Genomic DNA, 25,263 nt, shown 5'->3' with positions numbered 1-25,263 from the left:
GGAACCATGGGCAAGACCGGTCGCAAGCGCCGGGCGCGTCGCAAGAAGGGCGCGAACCACGGTAAGCGCCCCAACGCGTGAGAACGCGCCGATAACGCACGAAACCCCATCCAGCGGATGGGGTTTCGTCGTCTCCAGGTCAGGGTGACTCGGTGCGGATCTCCACCTGGACCGTGCGGATCTGGAACATGACCTTCTCGCGCAGCGGGGTGGGTGCCACCTCGGTGCACGACCGGCCGACGAGGGCCTTCACGATCTGCTCGAGGTGGAACTCGTTCAGGCACTCGGAGCAGTCGTCGAGGTGGGACTGGATCTCGTCGCAGCTGGCGGTGTCGATCTCGTGGTCGAGGAAGACGTAGAGGTTCTCCAGCGCCTTCTCGCAATCGGGTCCTTCGCAGCTCACTTCGCGTCACCTCCAGCAGGAACCTTCATACCGCGCTCGCGGGCGTAGTCGGTGAGCAGCTCGCGCAGCTGACGCCGTCCGCGGTGGAGCCTGGACATCACGGTGCCGATGGGCGTGTCCATGATCTCCGCGATTTCCTTGTAGGGGAAGCCCTCGACGTCGGCCAGGTACACCGCGTAGCGGAAGTCCTCGGGCAGCTGCTGGAGGGCGTCCTTCACGTCGGAGTCGGGCAGGCGCTCGAGCGCCTCCATCTCGGCGGACTTCAGCCCCGAGGAGCTGTGGGCCGCCGCCGCCGCGATCTGCCAGTCCTCGACCTCGTCGGTCACCTGCTGGGGCTGGCGCTGCTTCTTGCGGTAGTGGTTGATGTACGTGTTGGTGAGGATCCGGTACAGCCAGGCCTTCAGGTTCGTGCCGGGCTTGAACTGGTGGAAGGCGCTGAACGCCTTGGCATAGGTCTCCTGCACCAGGTCTTCGGCATCCTGGGGATTGCGGGTCATGCGCAGAGCGGCCGAGTACAACTGGTCGAGGAAGGGAAGGGCGTCGGCCTCGAATCGGGCCTGGCGCTCCTCCGTGGTCTCGGTCGACGGGTCCACGACGGTGTCGTCAGTCATCGTCGCCCAGCCTACTGCGGCAGGACGTACGGGGCATGCGAGCATTCAAAACCTCCTGCTTGGTCAAACGGCTCGCGGCGCCCCGCTATTCCCCCTCGAGCGGAAGCGGCTCGACCAGCTCGGGGCCGTTGTTGCGCACGTTGTTGACCTCGGTGGACACCGGCCACGTGTCCAGCACGCCCGGCGTGGCCGGCACCAGGTGCTCGAGCGCCTCGGGCCACGGCTCGGCCGCCAGCCAGTGCTCGGCGACCTCGGCGCCGACGATCAGCGGCGCGCGGTCGTGGATGCGCCCGTCCTCGCCCTCGGCCGACGTGGTGAGGATCGTGTAGGTGAGCAGCCACTCCCCCTCGGGGTCCTTCCAGAACTCGTAGAGCCCCGCGAGGCCGAGTCCGCCCTCGGCGCTCATGAAGAAGGGCTGCTTGGGCGGTCGCTTCGCGCCGGGCTCCGCCTCGGGCTGGTACCACTCGTAGAACCCGTCGGCCGGGACGATCGCGCGCCGCTTGGCGAAGGCCGACCGGAATGACGGCTTCTCGGCGACGGTCTCGCTGCGGGCGTTGATGAGGCGGTTGCCGATCGAGGGGTCCTTGGCCCACGAGGGAACCAGGCCCCACTTCGCGGTGACGAGCTCGCGGCGCGGGCCCGCGTCACCGGAGCGAGCGACGACGAGGGGCGCCAGCTTGGTGGGCGCGAGGTTGAAGTCGGGTCCGGTGTCGACGAACAGGTCGCCGAGATCGCTCTCGAAGTCGTCGACGAGGGTGGTCGGGGTCCGGGACGTCGCGTAACGGCCGCACATGCGACCAGCCTAGGCGCGACGACCGACGCTCCGGCCGCCCGGCGGGTTCCGCCACACCCGAGATGGGGGCGGACCCCGCCGGTCAACCGGTGAGTGCGTCGAGCACCCAGGTCACGTCCTGTGCGACCGGCGGCAGCAGCTCGAGCCACACCCGAGGCGGGGGCGACTCGAACGTCCGGCGCAGCAGGACGGGGACCAGGCTCAGCGGCGGCTGGTCCAGCCGACGTCGTTCGGCCAGGACGCAGAAGCGTCGTGGGCTCAGCTGTGCGATGACCTCGTCGCCCGGGAACACCGTCCGCAGGGCGACACTCACGTCGACCGCGTGCAGCGCCTGCTCGAGCACCTGGCCGGCCTGCCGAGGCAGCTCGACCACGACGAGCCCGTGACGATCCGTGACCGTGGAGTCGTCCCTGACCGCCCCGCGGTACAGCCCGTCCAGGCTGTGCCGCAGGTGCGCCAGGGTCGACAACTGGGTCAGCGGGTCCTCGCACGACGTCTCGAGCTGCAGCGCCCGGGACGTCTCGGCCCACGCCACGGCGACCCCACGGACCATCGCGAACGACGGTTCGAGGCCGTCGAAGGCCCTCTCCACGCGGTCGAGGACCTCGTGGAGTGGAACTCCGAGAGACGCTGCACTCGCTCCCACCTCGTGTGCAACGTCCACTGCGTCCACCTGACCGGCACGGACCGCCGAGTCGAGGTCGACATAGCTGACGTCGAAGGGGTTCATCCGTGCCTCCTCTCGCAAGGGCCGGGCGTGGTCGCCGTGTGACATCTAGGGGACGGCTGACCGCGGCCCCCATGACGCGACTTTCTGCACCGATCGCGCGTAACGGTGAGTTCACGCTGCCGCCGCCGCGAAAAACGGGCCCGTGACTAGTCACAAAGGGCCACCGGAACCACGGACAGCAGCGCGCTCGGCACCTAGACTGAGCAAGGTGGCCAGTCGTGGTCACGCGTAGGCACCCACGCGACCACTCGGGAAAGGGGCAGGCAGTGACCATCGACGCCTCCTCCTCTGCCCTGGGCCACGACCGAAGCGACGCCGATCTGCTGACCGCCGTCCGCGAGGGCGACTCGGCTGCGTACGGCGACCTCTACACCCGGCACCAGGCCGCGGCGCTGCGCCTGGCGCGCCAGCTGATGCGTGGTGCCGACGCCGACGACCTCGTCGCGGAGGCCTTCACCAAGGTGCTGGTCACGGTCCAGAAGGGCGGCGGCCCGCAGGAGTCCTTCCGCGCCTACCTGCTCACCGCGGTCCGGCGGCTGCACGTCGACCGCATCCGCGCCGTCACGCGCGAGCGCCCCACCGACGACCAGTTCGAGCTGGACGGCCGGGTGGACTTCGTCGACACCGCCGAGCTCGGCTTCGAGCGCACCACCACCGCGGAGGCGTTCGCCTCGCTGCCCGAGCGCTGGCAGATGGTGCTGTGGCACCTCGACGTGGAGGGACAGAAGCCCGCTGAGATCGCGCCGATGCTGGGGATGAGCGCGAACAGCGTCTCGGCCCTGGCGTACCGGGCGCGTGAGGGCCTGCGCCAGGCCTACCTCCAGAAGCACCTCGTCCCGACGACGACGCCCGAGTGCCAGTTCGCGATCGGCAACCTGGGCGCCTTCGTGCGTGGCGGGCTGTCGCGGCGCGACGCCGGCAAGGTGCAGCGTCACCTCGACGAGTGCCGCGCGTGCATGGGTCTGTACCTCGAGCTCCAGGACTTCAACCACGGCCTGGCCGGCATCCTGGCCCCGGCCATCCTCGGCACCGCGGCCGCGGGATACCTGCAGGGCACCGGTGCCGCCGGCGGCCTGGCCGCGGCCAGTGCCGGCGGGAACGGCAACGGCGGCGGCGGTGGTGGCGGTACCGGAGCAGGTGGCGGAGCGGGTGCGGTCGGAGGGTCCACGTCGGGCTTCATGGGCGTGCTGGGCACGATCGGCCCGGCCGGAATCGCCGCCGGCGCCGCGGCCAGCGTCGTGGTGATCGCGGGCGCGACCGCGCTCATCACCGTGGATCGTCCGCCGGCCGTGGAGAACACCACCCGCGCCGCTGCCCCCGGTGCCGCGGCCCTGCCCGGCGGTGCTGCCGCGGATGCAGCGGCGCCCGACGTGGGCGCCCTCCCCGACCCGATGGTGTGGCAGGACCCCCCGGAGGAGGCACCCGCCGACGGCGACGAGGAGCCGCCGGCCGACGACCCGGTGATCGACGAGCCGTTCCCCGACGAGCCCCAGCCGCTGCCGCCCGTGCCGACCACCGAGCCGACCGCGGAGCCCACGACGGAACCGACCACGGAACCGACGACCGAGCCCACGACGGAACCGACCACGGAACCGACCACGGAACCGACCACCGAGCCGACCACGGAACCGACCACCGAGCCGACGACCGAGCCGACCACGGAACCGACCACCGAGCCGACCACGGAACCCACCACCGAGCCGACCACGGAACCCACCACCGAGCCGACCACCGAGCCCACCACGGAACCCACGGGCGAGCCGACCACCGAGCCCACGGGCGAGCAGCCGACCACGGAACCGACCACCGAGCCGACCACGGAGCCCACGCCGGAGCCGACCACCATCCCGACGCCGGAACCCACGACCGAGCCGACCACGGAACCCACGACCGAGCCGACCACGGAACCCACCACCGAGCCCACGACGGAACCGACCACAGAGCCGACCACCGAGCCCACCACGGAACCCACCACCGAGCCCACCACGGAACCGACCACGGAACCCACCACGCAGCCGACTGACAGCACGGTGCGCGCCACGGCGACCACGAGCTGGACCTCGGCGACGTTCGCGTTCACGGTCGGCCCCGACGTCCGGCCCGGTCAGACGGTGCAGATGCGCGTCACGTTCACCGGCGGCTTCCCGGGCGTCGAGCTCATCACGGGGTGGTCCGGCTGGACGTGCACCCGGGCCAGCCAGATCAGCCCCACGCTCAACTGCGCGCAGCCGGTCACCGCGGACCGCACCCTCCCGGCGCTGCGGATCAACACGCTGTGGTTCCCCCAGGGCAACTACTCGGTCACCAGCGGCGGCACGTCGCTCTCGGGCACCTTCGGCTGAGCGGACCTCGGCAGCAGGGCCGCTCTGCGGCATGATGAACCCATGACTCTCCTGCGCGCGGTGGCCCGTCCGATGCTCGCCTCGATGTTCATCACCGGCGGGGTGATGGCGCTGCGCAAGCCCGGCGCGCTCGCCCACAAGGCCCAGCCCGTGGCCGACGTGCTGCGCAAGGTCGCGCCCCAGGCGAACCTCTCGCCGACGAATCTGATCCGGCTGAACTCGGCGGTGCACGTGGCCGCCGGCGCCACGCTGGCCACTGGCCACCTCCCGCGCACCTCCGCGCTCGTGCTGGCCGCCACGATGCCCGCCACCACGGTGGCCGGGCACCCGTTCTGGAACGAGACCGATCCCGTCGCCCGCAAGAACCAGTTCACCCACTTCATGAAGAACGTGTCGCTCACCGGCGGCCTGCTGCTGTCGACCCTCGACCCGGATCCGCACAAGCCGTGGCTCGGCCGGCGTGCGAGGAACACCGCCATCGCGGCCAAGGACACGATCGTCGACCAGCTCGACGACCTGCGGGGATGAGGATGGACTGGAACGCTCCCCATCCCTCGGCGGCCGTCGACTCCGAGGTGCTGCTGCCGGGCTCGAAGTCCCAGACCAACCGCGCCCTCGTGCTGGCGGCCCTCGCCGACGGACCCTCCACCGTCCACCTGCCCCTGGCCGCCCGGGACACCGAGCTGATGGCCGACGCGCTCGTGTCGCTCGGAGCCCGCATCGAGCGTGGGCCCGAGTCCTGGTCGGTCACCCCGATCGAGCCGGTCGGGGCGGCCGAGGTGGACTGCGGCCTGGCGGGCACCGTGATGCGCTTCGTGCCTCCCGTCGCGGCCCTCGGCACCGGTCCGGCACGGTTCGACGGCGACCCCCGCGCCCGTGAGCGTCCGATGGCCACCACCATCTCGAGCCTGCGCGACCTCGGCGTGCGAGTGGAGGACGACGGCCGGGGCAGCCTGCCGTTCACGGTGCACGGCGCCTCCGCGGTCCGCGGCGGTGACCTCACGGTCGACGCCTCCGCGTCCAGTCAGTTCGTGTCGGCGCTCCTGCTCGTCGCGCCGCGCTTCACCGAGGGGCTCGACCTGCGCCATGAGGGCGGCTCCCTCCCCTCGCTCCCCCACGTCGCGATGACCGTCACCGAGCTGCGCCGCCGTGGCGTGGTCGTCGACGAGGCACCGGGTCGCTGGCACGTCCGGCCCGGACCGGTGAAGGCGCTCGACGTCACGATCGAGCCCGACCTGTCCAACGCCGGCCCGTTCGTCGCGGCGGCGCTCGCCACCGGTGGCCGGGTGCTCGTGCGGAACTGGCCCGAGCACACCGACCAGGCCGGAGACGCCTGGCGCGAGCTCGCCGTGGCGTTCGGCGGTCGCGCCGAGCGCGACGGCAGCGACCTCGTCGTCACCGGTCCCGAGCGCCTCGCGGGCGTCGACCTCGACCTCCACGACGTGGGCGAGCTGACCCCCGTGGTCGCTGCCCTGGCCGCTCTCGCCGAGGCCCCCAGCCGGCTCACGGGGATCGGCCACCTGCGCGGCCACGAGACCGATCGCCTCGCCGCGCTGGCCACCGAGATCAACCGCCTCGGCGGCTCCGTGCAGGAGCAGCCCGACGGCCTCACCATCACGCCAGCTCCCCTGCACGGCGGCCGCTTCGCCACCTACGACGACCACCGCATGGCCCACGCCGCCGCCGTGATCGGCCTGCGCGTTCCCGGCGTCGTCGTGGAGAACATCGGCACCACCGCGAAGACGTATCCCGGGTTCGCCGACGACTGGGGACGGTTGGTGCCGTGAGGGACGAGGACGCCCAGTACGACCGCCCGCGCCGGCGCACCCGTCCACGCACGAAGGACCGGCCCGACTACTCCGACGCGGTCGTCGCCGTCGTCACCACGGTCGACCGGGGCCGCTACACGCTGCTGTTCGAGGACGGAACCGTCGTCACCGCCATGAAGTCTCGACCGCTCGGGCGCCAGGGCGTCGTGGTGGGCGACGAGGTGCGCGTGGTGGGCGACGTCTCCGGCCAGCCCGGCAGCCTCGCCCGCATCGTGGAGGTCCGCGACCGCCGCACGGTGCTGCGCCGCAGCGCCGACGACGACGACCCGATCGAGCGCGTCGTCGTGGCCAACGCCGACCAGCTGGTGATCGTCACCGCGCTGGCCGACCCGCCGCCGCGGCCGGGCCTGATCGACCGCTGCCTCGTCGCGGCCTACGACGCCGGCATGGACCCGGCCGTGTGCCTGACGAAGGCCGACCTCGCGCCGGCCGACGAGATCGTCGCCCAGCTGAAGCCGCTGGACGTGCGCACCGTGACCACCCGCCAGGACGGCGACCTGGAGCCACTGCGCGACCTGCTGCGCGACCGCACCAGCGTGCTGATCGGCCACAGCGGCGTGGGCAAGTCCACCCTGGTCAACGCCCTCGTGCCCGAGGCGCACCGCACCACGAGCCACGTCAACGAGGTCACGGGCCGCGGCCGCCACACGTCGACCTCGGCGATGATCCTCCCGCTGCCCTTCGGCGGGCGGATCGTGGACACCCCCGGCTTCCGCTCGTTCGGCCTGGCCCACGTGGACATCGAGCGGATCCTGCGCGCCTTCGCCGACCTGAACACCGCCGCCCGCGACTGCCCCCGGGGCTGCACGCACCTGGCCGGGGAGCCCGAGTGCGCCCTCGACGTGGCCGCCGCGAACGGCGAGATCGACCCGGCGCGACTGCAGTCGTTCCGGCGCATCATGGCCAGCCGGTCGCTCGCCGACGAGTACTGACCTGCGCGAGGAGGCCAGACCGTAGGGTGGGCCCATGGCCAACCCGTACCTGGACGACCTGCGCCTGGCCCACGTCCTGGCCGACTCCGCCGACAACCTCAGCATGGACCGCTTCGGCGCCCTCGACCTCGAGGTCTCCACGAAGCCCGACATGACGTACGTGACGGAGTCCGACCGCGCGGTCGAGGATGCGATCCGCCGCACGCTCAAGACCTCCCGCGGACGCGACATCGTCCTGGGCGAGGAGTCCGGCGAGACCGAGGGCACGGCCGAGAACGCCGACCGGCGCTGGATCATCGACCCGATCGACGGCACCTCCAACTTCGTCCGCGGGGTCCCGGTGTGGGCCACGCTCATCGCCCTCGAGGAGGCCGGCGAGATCGTCGTCGGCTGCGTCTCGGCGCCGGCCATCGGCCGCCGCTGGTGGGCCATGAAGGGCGACGGCGCCCACACCGGCAAGTCCTTCCGCCAGACGCGGCCCATCCACGTGTCCGGGGTCCGCGAGCTGACCGCCGCGTCGCTGTCGTACTCCTCGGCCCCGAGCTGGAGCCAGATCGGACGCCAGGGCGAGTTCGACGCGCTGCTGCGCCAGTGCTGGCGCACGCGCGCCTACGGCGACTTCTGGTCGTACATGATGGTCGCCGAGGGCGCGGTCGACATCGCGGCCGAGCCCGAGCTGAACGTCTGGGACATGGCGGCGCTCGACATCATCGTGCGCGAGGCCGGCGGCCAGTTCACGAGCCTCGCCGGTGAGCCCGGACCCTGGGGCGCCAACGCGGTGGCCACGAACGGGCGCCTGCACGACACGGTGATGGCCTACCTCGGCCACTTCCCCGACGACGAGCCCTCGTGGCCCGACGAGCCCGAGGAGGGCGACGGCGAGCAGCTCGCCGACAACGTCACGCGACTGCGCTTCACCCGCGACGACTGACCCTCGAGATCGGCACCTGCGCCCGGGTGTGATGCGGGCTACACTGCCGATCACATCGAGGAGGCACCATATGCGTGTTCGTGACGTACTCAGCGCCAAGGGCAGTTCGGCGGTGTTCACCATCTCGCCCGATGCCACGGTCGACGAGCTGCTGGACCTGCTCGCCGAGCACAACATCGGCGCCCTGGTGGTCAGCCCGGACGGGAAGTCGATGGCGGGCATCGTGTCCGAGCGCGACATCGTCCGCAAGCTGCGGGCGCTGCCCGATCCGCGGGAGGCGACCGTCCAGCAGATCATGACCACCGACGTGCAGGTGTGCACGCCCGAGGACTCGTTCGGATCGCTCATGAGCTCGATGACCGAGCACCGCGTCCGGCACATCCCCGTCCTGGAGGACGACGAGATCGTCGGCGTGCTGAGCATCGGCGACGCCGTGAAGTTCCGGATGGACCAGCTGGAGTTCGAGCGCGACCAGCTCACCCACTACGTCCAGGGCTGACCCGCCTCACGCTGCCCCGGAGCACCCGTGTGCCCGCACTCACGTTGCATGACGATATAGATTCGATATATCGTTAATGCATCGGCATCGCACTGGTGTCGAGGAACACCGAAAGGGGACGAGCATGCACAGCACTCCTCCCGAACCCGCCGGTCAGCACCGGCACCCCCGCCGCGGGCGTCGCCCCGGCGGACCCCGTGACTTCGACTGGGACCTCGGTCCCGGTCGGACGGGCCGCCCCGGACCTCGTGGTCCGCGCCGCGGCCGCAAGGGTGGCGACGTCCGCGCCGCCGCTCTCCTGCTGCTGGACGAGGCACCCGCCCACGGGTACCACCTGATCCAGCAGATCGCCGCGCGGAGCGAAGGCGCCTGGTCGCCGAGCCCCGGCTCGATCTACCCGGTCCTGCAGCAGCTCGAGGACGAGGGCTTCGTCGAGTTCGAGCGGGTCGACGGTCGCAAGACCGCGACCCTCACCGACGAGGGGAAGTCCTACGTCGAGGAGCACCGCGAGGCGCTCGGCGAGCCGTGGAACCCCGAGCAGCTCCGGCGCGGCGGCGACGCCGAGTCGACTGCCCTGATCACGTCGCTCAGGACGCTCTCGGCGGCCGCCCGCCAGGTCATGACGGTCGGCACGCCGGCCCAGCAGGCCAAGGCGGTCGACGTCGTCAACGAGGCCCGGCGCCAGCTGTACGGCCTCCTCGCGGACGATGACGCCTGACGGTCGCATCCGGCTGCCCGAGTCGGAGCTGAGCTGGCGCTTCAGCCGCTCCTCCGGCCCGGGTGGCCAGCACGTCAACACCACCGAGACGCGTGTCGAGGTCCTGTGGTCCCCCACCGACAGCACCGTGCTGACCCCGGACCAGCGGGATCGTGTCGCCGCGCGCCTGCGCGGCCGGCTCGTCGACGGCAAGGTCTCGGTCGTGTCGTCCACCCACCGCTCGCAGCTGCGCAACCGTGAGGACGCCGTCCTGCGGCTCGAGCAGCTCGTGACCGAGGCCCTGCGCCCGGCCAAGCGCCGCCGGCCCACCCGCCCGACGCGCGGCTCGGTCGAACGTCGCTTGGACGCCAAGAAGCGGCGCAGCCAGGTCAAGCGCGACCGCCGCGACTGGTGAATCCCGCAGCATCCCCCTCGGGGGCCCGCTGACCGATAGCCTGCGCTCCATGGAACCGGGCACGCTGATCTCGCTGGCCGCCGTCGTCGCCATCGTCACGATCAACATCGCGGCGATCGGCATCATCCCGGAGGGTCGCCGCCCGCAGACCGCGATGGCGTGGCTGATCCTCATCGTCTTCGCGCCGTTCCTGGGCCTGGTGGCGTTCCTGTTCTTCGGCAGCGCCCGCATCGGCCACCAGCGCCACCGCCAGCTCCCCGCCGCCAACGCCGTCACCGCGCGGCAGCCCGAGGCCCTGACCAGCAAGCTGCCGGACGACGCGCCCGACTACCTGCCGCCCATCGTCCGGCTCAACCAGCGCCTCGCGTCGATGCCGCTCGCGGCGGGGAACCACGTCACGCTGCTGCCGGACTACCAGGAGTCGATCGACGAGATGATCGCGGCGATCGACACCGCCGAGCGCCACGTGCACGTCGAGTTCTACATCATGGCGCTCGACGAGATGACGATCCCGTTCTACGACGCCCTCGACCGCGCCACCGCGCGCGGCGTCACGGTGCGGCTGCTGTTCGGCCACCTCGGCACACGCGGGATCCCGGGGTACAAGGACCTCAAGAAGCGGCTCGCCGCCTCGGACATCCAGTGGCACCTGATGATGCCGCTGCTGCCGCTGAAGCGGCGCTTCCGCCGGCCCGACCTGCGCAACCACCGCAAGCTGCTCGTGGTGGACGACGTGGTCGGCTTCACCGGATCGCTCAACCTGACGCACCCCTCGTACAACAAGCCCAAGAACCTCGCCGTGGGGCGGGCCTGGGTGGAGCTGTGGATGCGCCTCGAGGGTCCGGTCGTCGCCACGATCGACGCGCTGTTCGCGGCCGACTGGGCGCTGGAGACCTCCGAGGTGCTCGAGGTCGAGATGCAGGCGGTCGACCAGACCCCGCACTCCCCGCGCGACGTGGTGGGCGTCCACGCCCAGCTGGTGCCCAGCGGGCCGGGGTTCGAGGCCGAGAACAACCTGCGCCTGTTCACGTCGCTGATCTACAGCGCGCGGCACCGGATCAGCCTGACGAGCCCCTACTTCGTGCCGGACGAGACGCTGCTCTACGCGGTCACCACGGCCGCCCAGCGCGGCGTCGACGTGGAGCTCTTCGTCAGCGAGCAGGCCGACCAGTTCATGGTCGGGCACGCGCAGGCGTCCTACTACCGCGAGCTGCTGGAGGCGGGCGTGCGCATCTGGCTGTACCCCAAGCCGTTCGTGCTGCACGCGAAGCACTTCAGCATCGACGAGGACATCGCCGTGGTCGGCACCAGCAACATGGACATGCGCTCGTTCGCACTGAACTACGAGATGAGCCTGATGGTGCCCGACCGTGGCGTGGTCGAGCGCATCCGCGTGGTCGAGGACACCTACCGCGACCTCTCGCGCGAGCTGCTGCTCGACGAGTGGGAGGAGCGGCCGGCCGGCACGCGCTTCGTCGACAACGCGATGCGGCTGACCGCCACCCTGCAGTGAGGGATCAGGCGGGGCGGCCGAAGACCTGCACGGTGTAGGTGCGGCCGCCGGCCTTGGCCACGCCGATGCCCAGCCGCGTGTACTTGCGGTTCAGCAAGTTGCGCCGGTGGCCGGGCGACTTGAGCCATGCCTTGACGTTGGCCTTCGGCGAGGTGAACCCCGTGGCGACGTTCTCGCCGACGCGGCTCAGGTCGCACGCACGCAGGATCGGGGGGAGATCCTGGTGGTAGATCTTGCGCTTCTTGGCCATCCGGTTGGCCTGGCGCTGCGCGTAGCGGTCGATGCACTTCTGGTACTTCAGCTTCTTGATGTCGCGGAACGCGCGCGACGTGTTCGTCTGCTGGTGCAGCTTCTTGCCGAACGTGGCGTTGGACATCGCCGACGCCTGCGGGGCGGCCGGGACGACCACGAGCGCGAGGGCTACCAGGAATGCCGAAAGAATGTGGCGCATGCGTCCAGTGTGACCAGAAGCGCGGGTCAGGATCAACTTTACGCCTGGGATGGCAGGGATCAGGCGCCCGAGTACCCGTTCAGCAGCGCGAAGAACACGCCGATCGCGATGCCCGCGGCGATCAGTCCCACGAGGGCACCGATGCCCACGAGGCGACTCCGGCTGTGGGGACGGCTGGACACGCCGGGGACGAGCGACCACATCAGCATGCCCGCCACCACCATCACCGCGATGAACAGCGGCAGGATCAGGTTCTCGGCGGTGTCGTCCAGCACCGCTGCGGTGGCCGGGAACAGGCCGAGCGCGAGCAGGAAGAGGATGCCGGCGACGGCGAAGCGCCGATAGCCCCGGCGCTCGGTGGGCGAGTACTGCTCCATGCCTCGAACCTACTGCGCCACGCGGTCGCTCCGCACCCGCTGCGCAGGGCTGCGCGCCGGCCGCCGCTGGGGCAGGATCGAAGAAGACCGAAGGAGGCACCATGACCACGAGCCCCGACGAGCCGCTGCCCGACAGCCCCCTGCCCGACAGCCCCCTGGAGGACGGCGATCCCGACCTCGAGCCCGCGGCCGACCCCGCGGACGCCGTCGACCAGCGCCGCGATGCCTGGCAGAACGACGACGACCTGCTCGTCCCCGACCCCGACCGCCCGGTTCCGGTGGACGAGGACGAGAACGACTGACCGGCTAGACCATCCCGGAGGTGTCCAGCGCCTGGCCGATGGCGTAGGTCAGCACGAGTGCGAGCGCGCCGCCGATCACGAGGCGCAGTGCCGCACGACCCTTCGGCCCGCCCCCGATCTGGGCCGCGACCGAGCCGGTGAGCGCCAGCGCCACCAGGACCGCCACGAACGTGACGCCCACGCGCCACTCGAGGCCGGTGAGCAGCATCGCCGCCAGTGGCAGCAGGCCGCCCAGCGTGAACGCGACCGCCGACGAGAACGCCGCGTGCCACGGACTCACCAGGTCGTCCTCGTCGAGTCCGAGTTCGACCTCGAGGTGGGCGGCGAGTGCGTCGTGATCCGTCATCTCACGCGCGGCCTGGCGTGCGGTGGCGGCGCTGATGCCGCGGTCCTGCAGCATCTCGGCGAGCTCGGCGAGCTCGCCCTCTGGGTCGTCGCGCAGCTCGTGCCGCTCGATCGCGATGAGGTTGCGCTCGGAGTCGCGCTGGCTGCTGACCGAGACGTACTCGCCCAGCGCCATCGAGATCGCGCCGCCCACGAGGGCTGCGGTCCCCGCCGTGGCGATCGCGCTCGTGTCGTTCGTGGCGCCGGCGACGCCCACCACGAGCGAGGCCACCGACACGATGCCGTCGTTGGCGCCCAGCACGCCGGCCCGGAGCCAGTTCAGCTTCTGCGACGTGACCCCGGCGTGCGGCTCCTCCACGGACATGACCGCAGGCTAGCCCGTCACAGGCGCACCGACAGCACCGCTCCCAGCCACACCATGGCGGTCACCAGCGCGAGCGCCAGCTCGACGAGGATCGAGATCCCGGTGGCCCGCATGGCGTGCGCCGTGGCCTGCCTCGCGGCGAGTGGGTCGCGCAGCCGTTGCAGCTCCGCGAGGTAGGTGCCACCGATGAAGCCGATGAACAGTCCGACGAACGGGATGACGAAGAAGCCGATGATGCCGAGCACGGCACCGACGAGCAGGCTCCGGTTGGGCACGCCGCGCCGCTTCAGGTAGCGACCGGCGAGCAGGTACTTGAGCACGAGCGCCGTCACGGTGAGGACCACCGCGACCGCCGCCACGGACCAGCCGAGCGTGCCGCCGGTGACCGCTCCCCACACGAAGACGGAGGTGCCCACCACGAGCCCGCCGGGGATGACCTGCACCACGGCGCCGACCAACCCCACGAGGATGGCCAGCGCGACCAGGAGGTCGAGCACGGTGCCGCTCACGAGAACGCGCTGATGCCGGTCTCGGCGCGACCGATGATGAGCTTCTGGATCTGGCTGGTGCCTTCGTAGAGCGTCATCACCCGCGCGTCGCGCATGTACTTCTGCACGGGGTACTCGTCGACGTAGCCGTAGCCGCCGAAGGCCTGGATGGCGAGGTTGGCGGCCTTCACGGCGGCCTCGGAGGCGAACAGCTTGGCCTTCGACGCCTCGACGCTGAAGCGCTCGCCTCGCTCGATGAGGTCGGCGGCGCGCCACGTGAGCAGCCGCGCGGCGTCGGCGTCCACCGACATCTCGGCGATCATGTCCTGCACCATCTGGTAGCTCGCGATCGGCTTGCCGAACTGCTCGCGCGCCGTGCTGTACTCGACCGTGGCCTCCAGGCAGCCCTGGACGATCCCGACGCAGCTGGCGGCGATGCCCACGCGGCCCTTGTCGAGTGCCGTCATCGCGATGCGGAAGCCCTGGCCCTCCTCCCCCAGCAGCGCGTCGGCCGGCACGCGCACGTCGTCGAACGACAGAGCCGCGGTGGCCTGGCCGCGCAGGCCGAGCTTGCCCTTGACCTCGGTGGCCTCGAAGCCGGGGGTGTCGGTGGGGACGAGGAACGCCGAGACGCCCTTCGCGCCCGGTCCACCCGTCCGGGCGAAGACGAGCGCGACGTCGGCCCACGTGCCGTTGGTGATGAAGATCTTGGAGCCGTTGATGACCCAGTCGTCACCCTCGCGCACCGCGCGCGTCTTCAGGTTGCCGGCGTCGGAGCCGTGGTCGGGCTCGGTCAGGCCGAAGCAGCCCAGCTCGCGACCCGAGGCGATGCCCGGCAGCCACCGCTGCTTCTGCTCCTCGGTACCGAACTGGAGCACCGACTTGCCGCACAGTCCCATCGAGACGGAGACGATGCCGCGGATGGCCGAGTCGGCGCGGCCGAGCTCCTCCATCGCGAGGACGTACGTGACGTAGTCGCCCCCGATGCCGCCGTACTCCTCGGGGATCGTGAGGCCGAGGAAGCCGATGTCGCCCAGCTTGGGGATGATCGCGGTGTCGACGGACTCCACGCGGTCCCACTCGGCGCGGAACGGCACGACCTCCTTGTCCAGGAAGTCGCGCGCGAGCGCACGGAAGCTGCGTTGGTCCTCGTTCAGGCTCAGATCCATGCCCTGATCCTGCCATCGACCTACGATGCAGAGCATGATGCTCCCCGCGCCCCGCACGTCCGATCCTCGCGACGCACCGCCGCTGCGGTGGGGCATCCTCGGCGCCGGGGGCATCGCCGCGGTGATGGCCGCCGCGCTGCAGGAGGGCACCACGCAGCAGGTCGTGGCCGTCGGCTCCCGTGACCTCACGAAGGCGCGCGCGTTCGCCGACCGCTTCGCCATCGCGCGGGCGCACGGGTCGTACGAGGACCTCGTCGGCGATCCCGAGGTCGACGCGGTCTACGTCGCGACACCGCACTCGGCCCACCTCGAGCACGCCCTGCTGGCGATCGGCGCGGGCAAGCACCTGCTGGTCGAGAAGGCGTTCACCCGCAACGCCGCCGAGGCCGACGCGGTGCTGGAGGCCGCCGAGGAGGCGGGCGTGACGTGCGTCGAGGCGATGTGGTCGCGCTTCCTCCCCGGGTTCGACGTCGTGCGACGGGCCGTCGAGGACGGCCTCATCGGCGACGTGCGCCTCGTCCAGGCCGACCACGGGCAGCTGCTCTACCCCGACGGCCCTGCGCGGTTGGCCGAGCCCTCGCTCGCCGGCGGCGCACTGCTGGACCTCGGCGTGTACCCGCTGCACCTCGCGGCGATGCTCATGCCGCAGATCGTGGAGGTCCGTGCGACGGGCACCCTGACGCCGCTGGGGGTGGACGAGCAGGAGAACATCGGTCTGCGCGACGCGTCGGGCGCGATCGCGGCCATCAGCGCCACCATGTCGGCGACCTCGCCCACGCTGGCGAGCGTGAGCGGCACCGAGGCCCGGCTCGAGCTCGACGGGCCGTTCTACCAGCCCTCGGCGATCCGTCTGGTCGATCCCGCCGATCGTGTGCTGGACACGTGGGAGCCCGCCTCGCCCGACGCGCGCCTGGGCCTGCGGTTCGAGGCGGCCGAGCTCGCCCGGTGCGTGGCCGAGGGCCAGCCGGAGTCGCCGCTGCTGCCGTGGTCGGAGACCCGGCGGGTCATGGGCCTGATGGACGAGGTGCGGGCCCAGCTGGGCATGGTGCTGCCCGGGGAGTAGTCCCTCGCCGCGCGGGGCCGTCGGTCTACGGTGGAGCCCCATGCGTCCCGATCGATCCCGCCGCCGCGCCGCGCCCGCGCTCGTCGCCGTGGCGATCGTCGTCGGCGTCGTGCTGATCGCGCGGCCGCTGAGCGCCATGGACGTCCTGCTGGTCGTCTCGGTCGCCGGGCTCGCGGTGATCGGCGCGCACGAGGCGCTGACCGGATCCCGCCTGCGCGACCGGGTGGTGGGCGGCGTCCTGCTCGTCGCGTCGGTCGTCCTGGCGCTCCAACCGCACTGGAACGTGCGCGTCCTCGTCACCGTGTTCGCCGCGGTGCTGATCGGCGAGGGACTCGCCCGGGTGAGGCGCCGGCGCTTCCGGTCCGAGCTGGCCCTCGGCGCCGGGCTCGCGATCCTCGGCGTCCTCGCGCTGGCCTGGCCCGACGTCACGGTGTTCGTGATCGGCGTCGTCCTGGGACTGCGGCTCGTGCTGTTCGGATTCCCGCGGCTGGGTGCGCGCGTCCCGCGGCCCCTCGTCGCGAGCCTCGTGCTCGTGTCAGCGGTCGCTCTCGCGGGCTACACGGTCGCCGTCACGGTGGCCGCGCCGAAGCCCGACAGCTTCTACACCGCGCCCGACGAGGCGCCCCGGTCCCCCGGCCTGCTGCTGCGGGCCGAGCCCTTCACCACCGACGTGCCCGAGGGCGCGCGGGCGTGGCGCATCCTCTACAGCACCACGCAGGCGGGCGACGAGTCCACGGTGGCCAGCGCGCTGGTCGCGGTCCCCCGGGAGCGGCTCCGCGCCCGGCCGTCCGTGGTGGCGTGGGCGCACGGCACCACCGGCTTCGACCGCCGGTGCGCACCGAGCCTGCGCCGCACGCGCACCATCGGCGCGGGCGGCATCGAGGCCGTCCACGCGGCCCTCGACCAAGGCTGGGCGGTCGTCGCGCCCGACTACCCGGGCCTGGGCACGCGGGGCGTCCAGCCGTACCTCATCGGCTCGGGCGAGGCACGCTCGGTGCTCGACGCCGTCCGCGCCGCACGCCGCATCCCGCAGCTGTCGCTGTCGAGCGAGACCGTCGTGTGGGGCCACTCCCAGGGCGGCCATGCCGCCCTGTGGACCGCGATGACGCAGCCCGGCTACGCCCCCGACGTGCCGCTGGCCGGGGTCGCCGCGATGTCCCCGGTCAGCAGTCCGGCCACGTTCCTGCGCGACCTCCAGCGCCGGCCCGTCGGCACGATCTTCGTCGCCTACGCCCTGGCCGCGTACGCGGGGACGTACCCCGACGTGGAGCCCGGCGACCACGTCCGGGCCAGCGCGCGACTGCCGATGGAGCGGATCGCCGACCGGTGCCTGCGGTCCCCCACGTCCAAGGTCTCGGTGACCGAGGCGCGGATCATGGCGGACCGATTCGTGGCGAACTCCCTGTACGAGGGGGGCCTGGGCCGGCGGCTCAGCGAGAACGACGCGACCGGCACGATGGAGGCGCCCGTCCTGATCGCGCAGGGTGAGAGCGACCGGGTCGTCACCCTCGGCCTGCAGGACGCCTACGTGCGCGAGCGCTGCGCGGCCGGCCAGTCGCTGGACTACCGCACCTACGCGGGCCGCGGCCACGGCGACCTGCTGCTCGAGGGCTCACCGTTCGTCGGCGAGCTGCTCGCGTGGACCGCCGACCGCTTCGCCGGCGAGCCCACCACGACCACCTGCTGACACCGCTCCTCAGGCGACGGAGCCGGTCTGCACGCTCCAGAGGGCGGCGTAGGCGCCGCGGGCGGCGACGAGCTCGTCGTGAGTCCCGGCCTCGATGATCCGGCCCGCGTCCAGCACCCAGATGCAGTCGGCGTGGCGCACCGTGGAGAGGCGGTGGGCCACCATGATCGCGGTGCGGTTGCGGGTGGCGGTCTGCAGCGAGACCTGGATGGCGGCCTCCGTCTCGTTGTCGACCGCGCTCGTGGCCTCGTCGAGGATCAGCACGGCGGGGTCGCGCAGGAGCGCGCGGGCCAGGGCGAGCCGCTGGCGCTGGCCGCCCGAGAGTGTGACGCCCCGCTCCCCCACCCACGTGTCGTAGCCGAGCGGCAGGGCCTCGATGAAGCCGTCGGCGGCCGCCTGGCGGGCCGCCTCGGCGACGGCCTCAAGGTCGGCCCCGGGTCGCCCGTACGCGATGTTCTCCGCGATCGTCCCGGCGAACAGGAACACGTCCTGCGAGACGTAGCCGATCGAGCCGCGGAGCGACTCCCACTCGAGCTCGCGCAGGTCGCGGCCGTCGAGGCTGACCTCACCCGAGCGTGGGTCGTCGAAGCGCAGCATGAGGCGCAGCAGCGACGACTTGCCCGCGCCGGTGGGACCGACGATCGCGTGCGTCTCGCCGGCCGGGACCACGAGATCGATGCCGTGCAGCACGTCGGGTCCGTCGGCGTACCCTGCGCGGACCCCGGAGAGCTCGAGGCGCCCGGCCACCGGCGAGGGCAGCGCGACCGTGCCCGCCGGCACGTCGATGGGCTCGTCGATCAGCGCGAGGATGCGTGCGGTCGACGCGCGGCCACGCTGGTAGAGGTCGAGCATCTCGGCGATCTCGGTCAGCGGCCACAGCAGGCGCTGGGTCATGAACACCAGGACGGAGTAGAGGCCCACCTCCAGCTCGCCGTTCAGCGTGGCCCAGCCGCCGAAGAGCAGCGTGCACGTGAAGCCGACGAGGATCGCCATCCGCACCAGCGGGACGAACGCCGCCGACGACCGGATCGCGTCGACGTTCGCCTGGCGGTAGCCGGCCGAGGCCTGCTCCACGCGATCGCGCTCGCGATCCTCGGCCGTGAACGCCTTGATCGTGGTGATGCCGCCGAGGTTGGCCGCGATGAGGCCCGACAGGTCGGCCACCCGCTCGCGCACTTGCGCGTAGAGCGGCTCGAGCCGGCGCTGAAACCACAGCGAACCGAACACGATGAGCGGGATCGGCAGGAACGCCAGGAGCAGGAGCTCCCACGACGCGATCGCGAAGACGGCGCCGACCAGCACGATGTTGAGCGCGGTCTGCAGCAGCGCGGGGGCACCGATGTCGAGGAACCGCTCGAGCTGGTTCACGTCGTCGTTGATGGTGGCCAGCGTCGACCCCTGCGGGCGACCCTCGTGCCAGTGCACGTCGAGTCGCTGCGCGTGGTCGTACGCCTCGACCCGCAGGTCGTGCTCCACCGACTGCGCGAGGCCGCGCCACGTGACGGCGGCGAAGTACTGCGACGCCGACTCGACGATCCACACCAGCGCGTTGATCGCGGCCAGCCAGCCCAGCTGGGCGAAGCGCGACTCGACGCCGAGCACCTCCGCCACGAAGGACCCCTCGCCGCGGACCACCACGTCGACCGCGGCGCCGATCAGCAGCTCGGGCACCACGTCGGCGACCTTGTTGACCGTGGAGAGCACGACGGCGAGGACGAGCCGCTTGCGGTACCGGTCGTACCGTCGCCACAGCTCCTCCAGGGGCGCGCGTTCGGCGCGGTCGGACATCCGGTGCTCCTCGGTGGGTCGGTGGGTCGGGCGGGTCTCAGGCATGGGGCTCGGGGAATCGGGGCAGGTGCCAGTGCCAGCGCATGGCGCCGGCGCGGACCACCAGCACGAGGGCCGCGGCGGACAGCGCGGCGGCCCCGCTGGGCACCGTGGTCTCGAGCAGGATCACGTAGAGCGCCGCCCCGGCGATGGACGCCAGGGCGTAGATCTCGCCCACGAGGACCTGCGGCTTGCGGCGCACCAGCACGTCGCGGATCACGCCGCCGCCGGTGCCGGTGATGACGCCGAAGACGATCGCCACCCAGGGACGGACGTCCTCCGCGAGGGCGATCGACGCCCCGGTGACGGTGAACGCGGCGAGCCCCACGGCGTCGGCGTAGAGGACGATGCGCCAGGAGTCGACCTTCGACTGCGGATGCCGGGCCGCCACGGCGATCACCACGAGTGACGTCACCGCCGCGACGATCAGCATCCCGGGCGCGCTGACCCACCAGACCGGCTCGATCCCGAGCATCAGGTCGCGCAGCGTGCCGCCGCCGACCGCCACCACGACGGCCAGCACGACGACGCCGAGCCAGTCCATTCCGGCGCGGACGGCCGCGTACCCGCCCGACACCGCGAAGGCGACGATCCCGATGACCTCGGCGGCCGCGAAGAGATCGTCGTTCACGCATCCACCGTAGGGGGCGCTCCAGCCAGTAGCGTGCGCAGCATGGCCCGGACTCCCCCGCCGACCGACCACGCCGCTCGCGTCCTCGCGACCCGCTGGCTGGCCCTTGCCGCGTTCGCGCTGCTCGTCACGACCACGCAGGTCCTGTGGCTCACCTTCGCCGCCGTCACGCCCCAGACGGCCGACCACCTGGGCGTCTCGGAGGGGGCCGTCGGCGACCTCGCCGTGGTCAACGCCGCGGCCTTCGTGCTGCTGGCGATCCCGGCCGGGCGCTGGATGGACCGCTCGTACGAGCGCGCCCTCGCGGCCGGTGCGCTGTTCACCGCGGCCGGAGCGATCGTGCGCGCGCTGGACCCCTCCTCGTACGGCACGATCCTGGCGGGCCAGCTGATCATGTCGATCGGACAGCCGCTCGTGCTCAACGCGCTGACGAAGGTGGCGGCGCGCCACTTCCCCCCGCGCGAGCAGACCACCGCCATCTCGGTGGCGGCCGGCGCGCAGTACGCCGGAATCCTCGTCGCGGTGCTGACGTCGAGCCTGCTGGTGGACGCGGGCGGCTTCCGCCTGCTGCTGGTGTCCCACGCCGTCCTCGCGACCGCGGCCGCGGCCGCGGTGCTGGCGAGCCTGCGGCTGCCCGCCCACTCCGTCGACACCCTCGGCCGTGCGGGCCTCGGGGCACTGCGCTCGGACCGGCTGGTCTGGAAGATGGCGGGACTGCTGTTCCTGGGCTTCGGGATCTACAACGGGATCGCGACGTGGCTCGACTCGATCCTCGTGGACTTCGGGCATCCCGGACTGGCCGGACCCGTCATCGCCACGATGACCCTCGCGGGCATCGCCGGCGCGGCAGTGCTGCCGAGCCTCGCGGCGGCACGCGACGCCCGGCGGACGGTGGCCATCGGCGCGACCGCCACGCTGGCCGTGGTGATGCTGACGCTCGCGGCGACCCAGCCGGTGTGGCTGGTCTACGTGGGTCTGGCGCTCGTCGGCTTCATGCTGATGGGCACGCTGCCGGTGGTGCTCGACTGGTCGGAGGTGCACGTCGGGCCCACGCGCGCCGGCACCGTCACGGGCCTGCTGCTCCTCGCGGGCAACCTCGGCGCGGTGCTCGTGGTGCTGACCGTCCAGCTGGCGATCGGCGACCCGGCCACGGCCTTGCTCGTCATGGCCCTGTGGGCCGTGCCCGGACTCGCGGTGGCCTGGCTGCTCCCGCGCTCGGCGGGCTCCCACACCGAGACGGCGGACCCGCTCGCCCGGTGAGCGTGGTTTCGATACGCGGGCTCGTTCCTCGCCCCGCTACTCAACCACCGGCTGCCGACCCGGTGGTCGAGTAGTGCCCGACCGCGGACCCGGTGGTCGAGTAGCTCGCGAGCGCAGCGAGCGGCGTATCGAGACCAGCTCAGCGCAGGTCATCCCTCGCCCCGCTAGCGCGGACCCGGCGGTCGAGTAGCTCGCGAGCGCAGCGAGCGGCGTATCGAGACCAGCTCAGCGCAGGTCGTCCCTCGCCCCGCTACTCAACCACCGGCTGCCGACCCGGTGGTCGAGTAGCTCGCGAGCGCAGCGAGCGGCGTATCGAGACCACGTCAGCGCAGGGTCGCGGCGGGCTCGATGCGGACGACGACCGCCTTCGAGACGGGGGTGTTCGAGTCGCGCGCGGTGGAGTCCAGCGGCACGAGCACGTTGGCCTCGGGGAAGTAGGCGGCGGCGCAGCCGCGGGCCGTCGGGAACGCCACGGCGCGGAACCCCCGCAGCACCCGGTCGGGCTGGTCGGGCCACTCGCTGGACACGTCGACGAGGTCGCCGTCGGCGAGGCCGCGCTCGGCCAGGTCGTCGGGATGGACGAACACCACGTCGCGCCCCGACTTGATGCCCCGGTAGCGGTCGTTGCGGCTGTAGATGGTGGTGTTGAACTGGTCGTGCGAGCGCACCGTCTGCAGCAGCAGGCGGCCGGGCGCCAGCGTGATCGGCTCGAACCGGTTGGCGGTGAACATCGCGCGCCCCGTGGCCGTGTCGAAGGTGCGTGAGTCGCGGGCCCCGTGCGGCAGGACGAACCCGTCCGCGTCGGTGACCTTGCGCTCGTAGTCCTCGCAGCCCGGGACGACGCGGCTGATGTGGTGCCGGATCGTCCGGTAGTCCGCCTCGAAGGCCGCCCAGTCGATCGGCTGCCGGTCCCCCAGCGTGGCCCGCGCGAGCCGGCTCACGATCGCCACCTCGGACAGCAGTGTGTCGGCGACGGGCTCGACCCGGCCGCGGGAGGCGTGCACGGCACACACCGTGTCCTCGACGGTGACGAACTGCTCGCCCGAGGCCTGGCGGTCGATCTCGGTGCGGCCGATCGTCGGCAGGATCAGCGCGGCCTCGCCGGTGACCCCGTGCGAGCGGTTGAGCTTCGTGGAGACCTGCACGGTCATCGCGGTGCCTCGCAGCGCCGCCTCGGCCGCCCCGGTGTCCGAGATCGCCGAGACGAAGTTGCCGCCCAGCGACATCCAGAAGCGCACGTCGCCGCGCTGCATCGCCCGCACCGCGTTGACCGAGTCGAAGCCGTGCTTCCGCGGCGGCTCGAACCCGAACTCGGCGGCCAGCCCGTCCATGAAGCTCTCGGGCATCTTCTCCCAGATGCCCATCGTGCGGTCGCCCTGCACGTTGCTGTGCCCGCGGATCGGCGAGGCACCGGCGCCCGGGCGGCCGATGTGCCCCCGCAGCAGCAGCAAGTTGATGATCTCCTTGATCGTGGCGACGGCCTGGGTGTGCTGGGTCAGCCCCATCGCCCACGTGACGATGACCCGGTCGGCGGCGAGGTAGCGCCGGGCGAACTCGTCGATCTCCTCGGTGGTCAGCCCCGTGGCCGCGTGCACCGCGGCGTCGTCGAGGTCGGCCACGCTCGCGCGCAGCTCCTCCAGCCCCGACGTGTGCTGCTCGATGAAGTCGTGGTCGAGCACGGTGCCGGGCGCCGCGTCCTCGGCGGCCAGGACGCGCTGGATCACCGCCTGCAGCAGCGGCCCGTCACCGCCGAGACGGATCTGGCAGAACTGGTCGGCCATCGTGGTGCCCTTGCCGATCACGCCCCGCACGTTCTGCGGGTTCTTGAACCGGATGAGCCCGGCCTCGGGCAGCGGGTTCACCGCGATGATCGACGCGCCGGCATGCTTGGCGCGCTCCAGCGCCGACAGCATCCGCGGATGGTTGGTGCCCGGGTTCTGACCCATGATGATGATCAGGTCGGCCTGCGGCACGTCCTCGTACGTGATCGTGGACTTGCCGACGCCGATCGTCTCGACCATCGCCGTGCCGGTGGACTCGTGGCACATGTTCGAGCAGTCGGGCAGGTTGTTCGTGCCGAAGGCGCGCACGAACAGCTGGTAGACGAAGGCGGCCTCGTTGGAGGCACGACCCGACGTGTAGAACGCCGCCTGGTCGGGGTGGTCGAGGCCGTTGAGCGCCTGTGCCGCGAGCGCGAACGCCTCGTCCCACGACACCGGCCGGTAGTGGTCCTCCCCCGGCGCCTTGTAGACGGGCTCGGTGAGCCGGCCCTGCTGGCCGAGCCAGTACTCGCTCTTCTCCGCCAGGTCGTGCACCGTGTGCTCGGCCCAGAACTCGCGCGGGACGGTGATCGGGGTCGCCTCCCACGTGACCGCCTTGGCGCCGTTCTCGCAGAACTCGGCCGAGTGGCGCCGGCCCGGGTCGGGCCACGCGCAGCTCATGCAGTCGAAGCCGTCCTTCTGGTTGATCGACGTGAGCAGCTTCGCCGTCCGCGCCACGCCCATCGCACTGAGCGCCGGCCGCATCGCGTGCAGGACGCCGGGAAGGCCGGCGGCCCAGTTCTTCAGCCCGGTGACCTCGATGGCGTCGTCGTTCGGGTCGTCGACCGGAGGCTTGCGCACCATCACGCCACCACCCGATCGGGTCGGGAGTAGACCACCATCGACGGCCCTCGCAGGAAGCCGACCACCGTGAGGCCGGCCTCCTCGCCCAGCTCCACGGCCAGGGACGAGGGCGCCGAGATCGCCGCGAGCACGGGTACGCCGGCCATGGACGCCTTCTGCACGAGCTCGAAGCCGGCCCGCCCGGACACCAGCAGCACGCAACCGGCGACGGGCAGCTTCTCGTGCTCGAGCGCCCAGCCGACGACCTTGTCCACGGCGTTGTGACGGCCGACGTCCTCGCGCACGACCAGCGGCTCGCCGGTGCGGCCGTCGAAGAGACCCGCCGCGTGCAGACCGCCCGTCTGGTCGAACACCGACTGGACGCCGCGCATGCGGTCGGGCAGTCCGGACAGCAGCTCGGCGGGCACGCGCAGGGCGTCGCCGGAGACGTCGAACGCCGACTTCGTGGTGACCGCCTCGATGCTGGTCTTGCCGCACACGCCGCACGACGACGACGTGTAGCCGTGACGCTCGAGCGCGAGGTGGTCGACGTGGGCGTCGGACTCCACCTGGACGTCGAGCACGTTGTAGGTGTTGAGCCCCTCCTCGGTGGCACCGGCGCAGTAGCGCGCCGAGCGCACCTGCTCACGCCGCGTGATCACGCCTTCGGACACGAGGTAGCCCAGCGCGAGCTCGACGTCGTGGCCCGGAGTGCGCATCGTGACGGCGAGCGAGCGGCCGTTCAGCCGGATCTCGAGGGGCTCCTCGCCGGTCAGCCGGTCCTCGCGGACGCGGTAGCGGCCCTGCTCCACCACGGTGACCCGGCGGCGGACGGCTGGCTTGGTCATGGAGCCACGGTATGTCAGAACGCGGCGGCGGGCCGGGTGATCGTGGGGCGGCGGCGGGGGTTCGGCCGGAGTCGGTGCCCCCGCCATCGGGGGGTTGTGCGAAGGCACCGACTCACAGACAGACACGACTCGGCTGGGGGACCGGGTACTCCC

27 protein-coding genes are annotated in these 25,263 nt (G+C 71.9%); 14 read left to right on the top strand and 13 right to left on the bottom strand.

Annotated elements, in window-relative coordinates; translation table 11 throughout:
• Positions 1 to 6 precede the first annotated feature (6 nt).
• Positions 7 to 81 carry a 50S ribosomal protein bL37 gene (locus H1W00_RS17195; protein WP_369797015.1) on the top strand — a complete coding sequence of 25 codons (75 nt, stop codon included), beginning with the start codon at positions 7 to 9 and terminating at the stop codon, positions 79 to 81.
• 58 nt (positions 82 to 139) lie between these two features.
• On the opposite strand, the gene rsrA is transcribed toward H1W00_RS17195, so the two are convergent.
• The 4 genes from rsrA to H1W00_RS14525 form a co-directional block, all read right to left on the bottom strand.
• Positions 140 to 403: a mycothiol system anti-sigma-R factor gene (gene rsrA, locus H1W00_RS14540; RefSeq protein ID WP_181756544.1), complete on the bottom strand. Its 264-nt coding sequence runs from the start codon at positions 401 to 403 to the stop codon at positions 140 to 142.
• Positions 400 to 1,014: a sigma-70 family RNA polymerase sigma factor gene (locus tag H1W00_RS14535; protein WP_181756543.1), complete on the bottom strand. Its 615-nt coding sequence runs from the start codon at positions 1,012 to 1,014 to the stop codon at positions 400 to 402. Before H1W00_RS14535 ends, rsrA begins: the two co-directional genes overlap by 4 nt.
• Before the next feature lie 85 nt (positions 1,015 to 1,099).
• Positions 1,100 to 1,807 (bottom strand): SOS response-associated peptidase, encoded by a 708-nt coding sequence (locus H1W00_RS14530; protein ID WP_181756542.1) that lies wholly within the window; start codon positions 1,805 to 1,807, stop codon positions 1,100 to 1,102.
• 82 nt (positions 1,808 to 1,889) lie between these two features.
• Complete coding sequence (locus tag H1W00_RS14525) at positions 1,890 to 2,537, bottom strand: hypothetical protein (protein WP_181756541.1); 648 nt, start codon at positions 2,535 to 2,537, stop codon at positions 1,890 to 1,892.
• 266 nt (positions 2,538 to 2,803) lie between these two features.
• On the opposite strand from H1W00_RS14525, the gene H1W00_RS14520 reads away from it, so the two are divergent.
• The 9 genes from H1W00_RS14520 to cls all read left to right on the top strand — a co-directional run bounded on the left by H1W00_RS14520 (position 2,804) and on the right by cls (position 11,695).
• Complete coding sequence (locus tag H1W00_RS14520) at positions 2,804 to 4,879, top strand: sigma-70 family RNA polymerase sigma factor (protein WP_181756540.1); 2,076 nt, start codon at positions 2,804 to 2,806, stop codon at positions 4,877 to 4,879.
• 42 nt (positions 4,880 to 4,921) lie between these two features.
• The gene (locus tag H1W00_RS14515; RefSeq protein WP_181756539.1) at positions 4,922 to 5,407 is read left to right on the top strand and encodes a DoxX family protein; all 486 of its coding nucleotides are present in this window, start codon (positions 4,922 to 4,924) and stop codon (positions 5,405 to 5,407) included.
• The gene (aroA, locus tag H1W00_RS14510; protein WP_181756538.1) at positions 5,404 to 6,666 is read left to right on the top strand and encodes a 3-phosphoshikimate 1-carboxyvinyltransferase; all 1,263 of its coding nucleotides are present in this window, start codon (positions 5,404 to 5,406) and stop codon (positions 6,664 to 6,666) included. The genes H1W00_RS14515 and aroA overlap by 4 nt, the downstream gene beginning before the upstream one ends.
• A complete protein-coding gene (rsgA, locus tag H1W00_RS14505) occupies positions 6,663 to 7,640 on the top strand; it encodes a ribosome small subunit-dependent GTPase A (protein ID WP_181756537.1) in 978 nt (325 codons plus the stop codon). Before aroA ends, rsgA begins: the two co-directional genes overlap by 4 nt.
• 34 nt (positions 7,641 to 7,674) lie before the next feature.
• Positions 7,675 to 8,571, top strand: a complete 897-nt coding sequence (hisN, locus tag H1W00_RS14500) for a histidinol-phosphatase (RefSeq protein ID WP_181756536.1) — start codon at positions 7,675 to 7,677, stop codon at positions 8,569 to 8,571.
• Positions 8,572 to 8,683: 112 nt separating this feature from the next.
• Positions 8,684 to 9,070, top strand: a complete 387-nt coding sequence (locus tag H1W00_RS14495) for a CBS domain-containing protein (protein ID WP_338072919.1) — start codon at positions 8,684 to 8,686, stop codon at positions 9,068 to 9,070.
• A 124-nt stretch (positions 9,071 to 9,194) separates the two neighbouring features.
• On the top strand, positions 9,195 to 9,788 hold the full coding sequence (locus tag H1W00_RS14490) for a PadR family transcriptional regulator (protein ID WP_181756534.1): 594 nt from the start codon (positions 9,195 to 9,197) through the stop codon (positions 9,786 to 9,788).
• Entirely contained in the window at positions 9,778 to 10,182 is a 405-nt protein-coding gene (arfB, locus tag H1W00_RS14485; protein ID WP_078700480.1) for an alternative ribosome rescue aminoacyl-tRNA hydrolase ArfB, read from the top strand. The genes H1W00_RS14490 and arfB overlap by 11 nt, the downstream gene beginning before the upstream one ends.
• 49 nt (positions 10,183 to 10,231) lie before the next feature.
• Positions 10,232 to 11,695, top strand: a complete 1,464-nt coding sequence (gene cls, locus H1W00_RS14480) for a cardiolipin synthase (RefSeq protein ID WP_181756533.1) — start codon at positions 10,232 to 10,234, stop codon at positions 11,693 to 11,695.
• Positions 11,696 to 11,699: 4 nt separating this feature from the next.
• Here cls and H1W00_RS14475 read toward each other — a convergent pair whose 3' ends face one another.
• Both H1W00_RS14475 and H1W00_RS14470 read right to left on the bottom strand, forming a co-directional pair.
• Entirely contained in the window at positions 11,700 to 12,146 is a 447-nt protein-coding gene (locus tag H1W00_RS14475; protein WP_181756532.1) for a CAP domain-containing protein, read from the bottom strand.
• A gap of 59 nt (positions 12,147 to 12,205) precedes the next feature.
• The gene (locus H1W00_RS14470) at positions 12,206 to 12,523 is read right to left on the bottom strand and encodes a hypothetical protein (RefSeq protein WP_181756531.1); all 318 of its coding nucleotides are present in this window, start codon (positions 12,521 to 12,523) and stop codon (positions 12,206 to 12,208) included.
• Positions 12,524 to 12,624: 101 nt separating this feature from the next.
• Between H1W00_RS14470 and H1W00_RS14465 the strand changes: the two genes are divergently transcribed.
• Positions 12,625 to 12,825 (top strand): hypothetical protein, encoded by a 201-nt coding sequence (locus H1W00_RS14465; protein WP_181756530.1) that lies wholly within the window; start codon positions 12,625 to 12,627, stop codon positions 12,823 to 12,825.
• 4 nt (positions 12,826 to 12,829) lie between these two features.
• Here the strand turns inward: H1W00_RS14465 and H1W00_RS14460 are convergent, their stop codons facing one another.
• The 3 genes from H1W00_RS14460 to H1W00_RS14450 are packed head-to-tail and all read right to left on the bottom strand — an operon-like array spanning position 12,830 to position 15,191.
• Positions 12,830 to 13,534 (bottom strand): VIT1/CCC1 transporter family protein, encoded by a 705-nt coding sequence (locus H1W00_RS14460; protein ID WP_181756529.1) that lies wholly within the window; start codon positions 13,532 to 13,534, stop codon positions 12,830 to 12,832.
• 17 nt (positions 13,535 to 13,551) lie between these two features.
• Positions 13,552 to 14,043: a DUF456 family protein gene (locus tag H1W00_RS14455; RefSeq protein WP_181756528.1), complete on the bottom strand. Its 492-nt coding sequence runs from the start codon at positions 14,041 to 14,043 to the stop codon at positions 13,552 to 13,554.
• Positions 14,040 to 15,191 (bottom strand): acyl-CoA dehydrogenase family protein, encoded by a 1,152-nt coding sequence (locus H1W00_RS14450; RefSeq protein WP_181756527.1) that lies wholly within the window; start codon positions 15,189 to 15,191, stop codon positions 14,040 to 14,042. Before H1W00_RS14450 ends, H1W00_RS14455 begins: the two co-directional genes overlap by 4 nt.
• A gap of 34 nt (positions 15,192 to 15,225) precedes the next feature.
• On the opposite strand from H1W00_RS14450, the gene H1W00_RS14445 reads away from it, so the two are divergent.
• Together H1W00_RS14445 and H1W00_RS14440 are read left to right on the top strand one after the other, a co-directional pair.
• Positions 15,226 to 16,254, top strand: coding sequence for a Gfo/Idh/MocA family protein (locus H1W00_RS14445; RefSeq protein ID WP_181756526.1), 1,029 nt, complete (start codon positions 15,226 to 15,228; stop codon positions 16,252 to 16,254).
• Between the two features lie 40 nt (positions 16,255 to 16,294).
• Complete coding sequence (locus H1W00_RS14440) at positions 16,295 to 17,941, top strand: lipase family protein (protein WP_181756525.1); 1,647 nt, start codon at positions 16,295 to 16,297, stop codon at positions 17,939 to 17,941.
• 9 nt (positions 17,942 to 17,950) lie between these two features.
• Here the strand turns inward: H1W00_RS14440 and H1W00_RS14435 are convergent, their stop codons facing one another.
• Together H1W00_RS14435 and H1W00_RS14430 are read right to left on the bottom strand one after the other, a co-directional pair.
• A complete protein-coding gene (locus H1W00_RS14435; RefSeq protein ID WP_206680089.1) occupies positions 17,951 to 19,774 on the bottom strand; it encodes an ABC transporter ATP-binding protein in 1,824 nt (607 codons plus the stop codon).
• Complete coding sequence (locus tag H1W00_RS14430) at positions 19,767 to 20,399, bottom strand: TRIC cation channel family protein (protein ID WP_181756524.1); 633 nt, start codon at positions 20,397 to 20,399, stop codon at positions 19,767 to 19,769. Before H1W00_RS14430 ends, H1W00_RS14435 begins: the two co-directional genes overlap by 8 nt.
• 42 nt (positions 20,400 to 20,441) lie before the next feature.
• On the opposite strand from H1W00_RS14430, the gene H1W00_RS14425 reads away from it, so the two are divergent.
• Positions 20,442 to 21,659, top strand: a complete 1,218-nt coding sequence (locus H1W00_RS14425) for an MFS transporter (RefSeq protein ID WP_181756523.1) — start codon at positions 20,442 to 20,444, stop codon at positions 21,657 to 21,659.
• 323 nt (positions 21,660 to 21,982) lie between these two features.
• On the opposite strand, the gene H1W00_RS14420 is transcribed toward H1W00_RS14425, so the two are convergent.
• Both H1W00_RS14420 and fdhD read right to left on the bottom strand, forming a co-directional pair.
• Positions 21,983 to 24,283, bottom strand: a complete 2,301-nt coding sequence (locus tag H1W00_RS14420) for an FdhF/YdeP family oxidoreductase (protein ID WP_181756522.1) — start codon at positions 24,281 to 24,283, stop codon at positions 21,983 to 21,985.
• Entirely contained in the window at positions 24,283 to 25,110 is an 828-nt protein-coding gene (gene fdhD / locus H1W00_RS14415) for a formate dehydrogenase accessory sulfurtransferase FdhD (protein ID WP_181756521.1), read from the bottom strand. The genes H1W00_RS14420 and fdhD overlap by 1 nt, the downstream gene beginning before the upstream one ends.
• Positions 25,111 to 25,263 lie beyond the last annotated feature (153 nt).

This window comes from Aeromicrobium phoceense (assembly GCF_013868155.1).
GTDB classification, from domain to species: Bacteria; Actinomycetota; Actinomycetes; order Propionibacteriales; family Nocardioidaceae; genus Aeromicrobium; species Aeromicrobium phoceense.
This window is presented reverse-complemented; position numbering and strand designations above follow the sequence as displayed.

Excerpts from the sequence above, each read along its gene's own strand:
- H1W00_RS14535 (WP_181756543.1), bottom strand. The coding sequence starts at position 1,014 with ATGACTGACGACACCGTCGTGGACCCGTCGACCGAGACCACGGAGGAG.
- H1W00_RS14530 (WP_181756542.1), bottom strand. The coding sequence starts at position 1,807 with ATGTGCGGCCGTTACGCGACGTCCCGGACCCCGACCACCCTCGTCGAC.
- H1W00_RS14525 (WP_181756541.1), bottom strand. The coding sequence starts at position 2,537 with ATGAACCCCTTCGACGTCAGCTATGTCGACCTCGACTCGGCGGTCCGT.
- H1W00_RS14515 (WP_181756539.1), top strand. The coding sequence starts at position 4,922 with ATGACTCTCCTGCGCGCGGTGGCCCGTCCGATGCTCGCCTCGATGTTC.
- aroA (WP_181756538.1), top strand. The coding sequence starts at position 5,404 with ATGAGGATGGACTGGAACGCTCCCCATCCCTCGGCGGCCGTCGACTCC.
- hisN (WP_181756536.1), top strand. The coding sequence starts at position 7,675 with ATGGCCAACCCGTACCTGGACGACCTGCGCCTGGCCCACGTCCTGGCC.
- H1W00_RS14490 (WP_181756534.1), top strand. The coding sequence starts at position 9,195 with ATGCACAGCACTCCTCCCGAACCCGCCGGTCAGCACCGGCACCCCCGC.
- arfB (WP_078700480.1), top strand. The coding sequence starts at position 9,778 with ATGACGCCTGACGGTCGCATCCGGCTGCCCGAGTCGGAGCTGAGCTGG.
- cls (WP_181756533.1), top strand. The coding sequence starts at position 10,232 with ATGGAACCGGGCACGCTGATCTCGCTGGCCGCCGTCGTCGCCATCGTC.
- H1W00_RS14475 (WP_181756532.1), bottom strand. The coding sequence starts at position 12,146 with ATGCGCCACATTCTTTCGGCATTCCTGGTAGCCCTCGCGCTCGTGGTC.
- H1W00_RS14470 (WP_181756531.1), bottom strand. The coding sequence starts at position 12,523 with ATGGAGCAGTACTCGCCCACCGAGCGCCGGGGCTATCGGCGCTTCGCC.
- H1W00_RS14465 (WP_181756530.1), top strand. The coding sequence starts at position 12,625 with ATGACCACGAGCCCCGACGAGCCGCTGCCCGACAGCCCCCTGCCCGAC.
- H1W00_RS14460 (WP_181756529.1), bottom strand. The coding sequence starts at position 13,534 with ATGTCCGTGGAGGAGCCGCACGCCGGGGTCACGTCGCAGAAGCTGAAC.
- H1W00_RS14450 (WP_181756527.1), bottom strand. The coding sequence starts at position 15,191 with ATGGATCTGAGCCTGAACGAGGACCAACGCAGCTTCCGTGCGCTCGCG.
- H1W00_RS14445 (WP_181756526.1), top strand. The coding sequence starts at position 15,226 with ATGATGCTCCCCGCGCCCCGCACGTCCGATCCTCGCGACGCACCGCCG.
- H1W00_RS14440 (WP_181756525.1), top strand. The coding sequence starts at position 16,295 with ATGCGTCCCGATCGATCCCGCCGCCGCGCCGCGCCCGCGCTCGTCGCC.
- H1W00_RS14435 (WP_206680089.1), bottom strand. The coding sequence starts at position 19,774 with ATGCCTGAGACCCGCCCGACCCACCGACCCACCGAGGAGCACCGGATG.
- H1W00_RS14425 (WP_181756523.1), top strand. The coding sequence starts at position 20,442 with ATGGCCCGGACTCCCCCGCCGACCGACCACGCCGCTCGCGTCCTCGCG.
- H1W00_RS14420 (WP_181756522.1), bottom strand. The coding sequence starts at position 24,283 with ATGGTGCGCAAGCCTCCGGTCGACGACCCGAACGACGACGCCATCGAG.
- fdhD (WP_181756521.1), bottom strand. The coding sequence starts at position 25,110 with ATGACCAAGCCAGCCGTCCGCCGCCGGGTCACCGTGGTGGAGCAGGGC.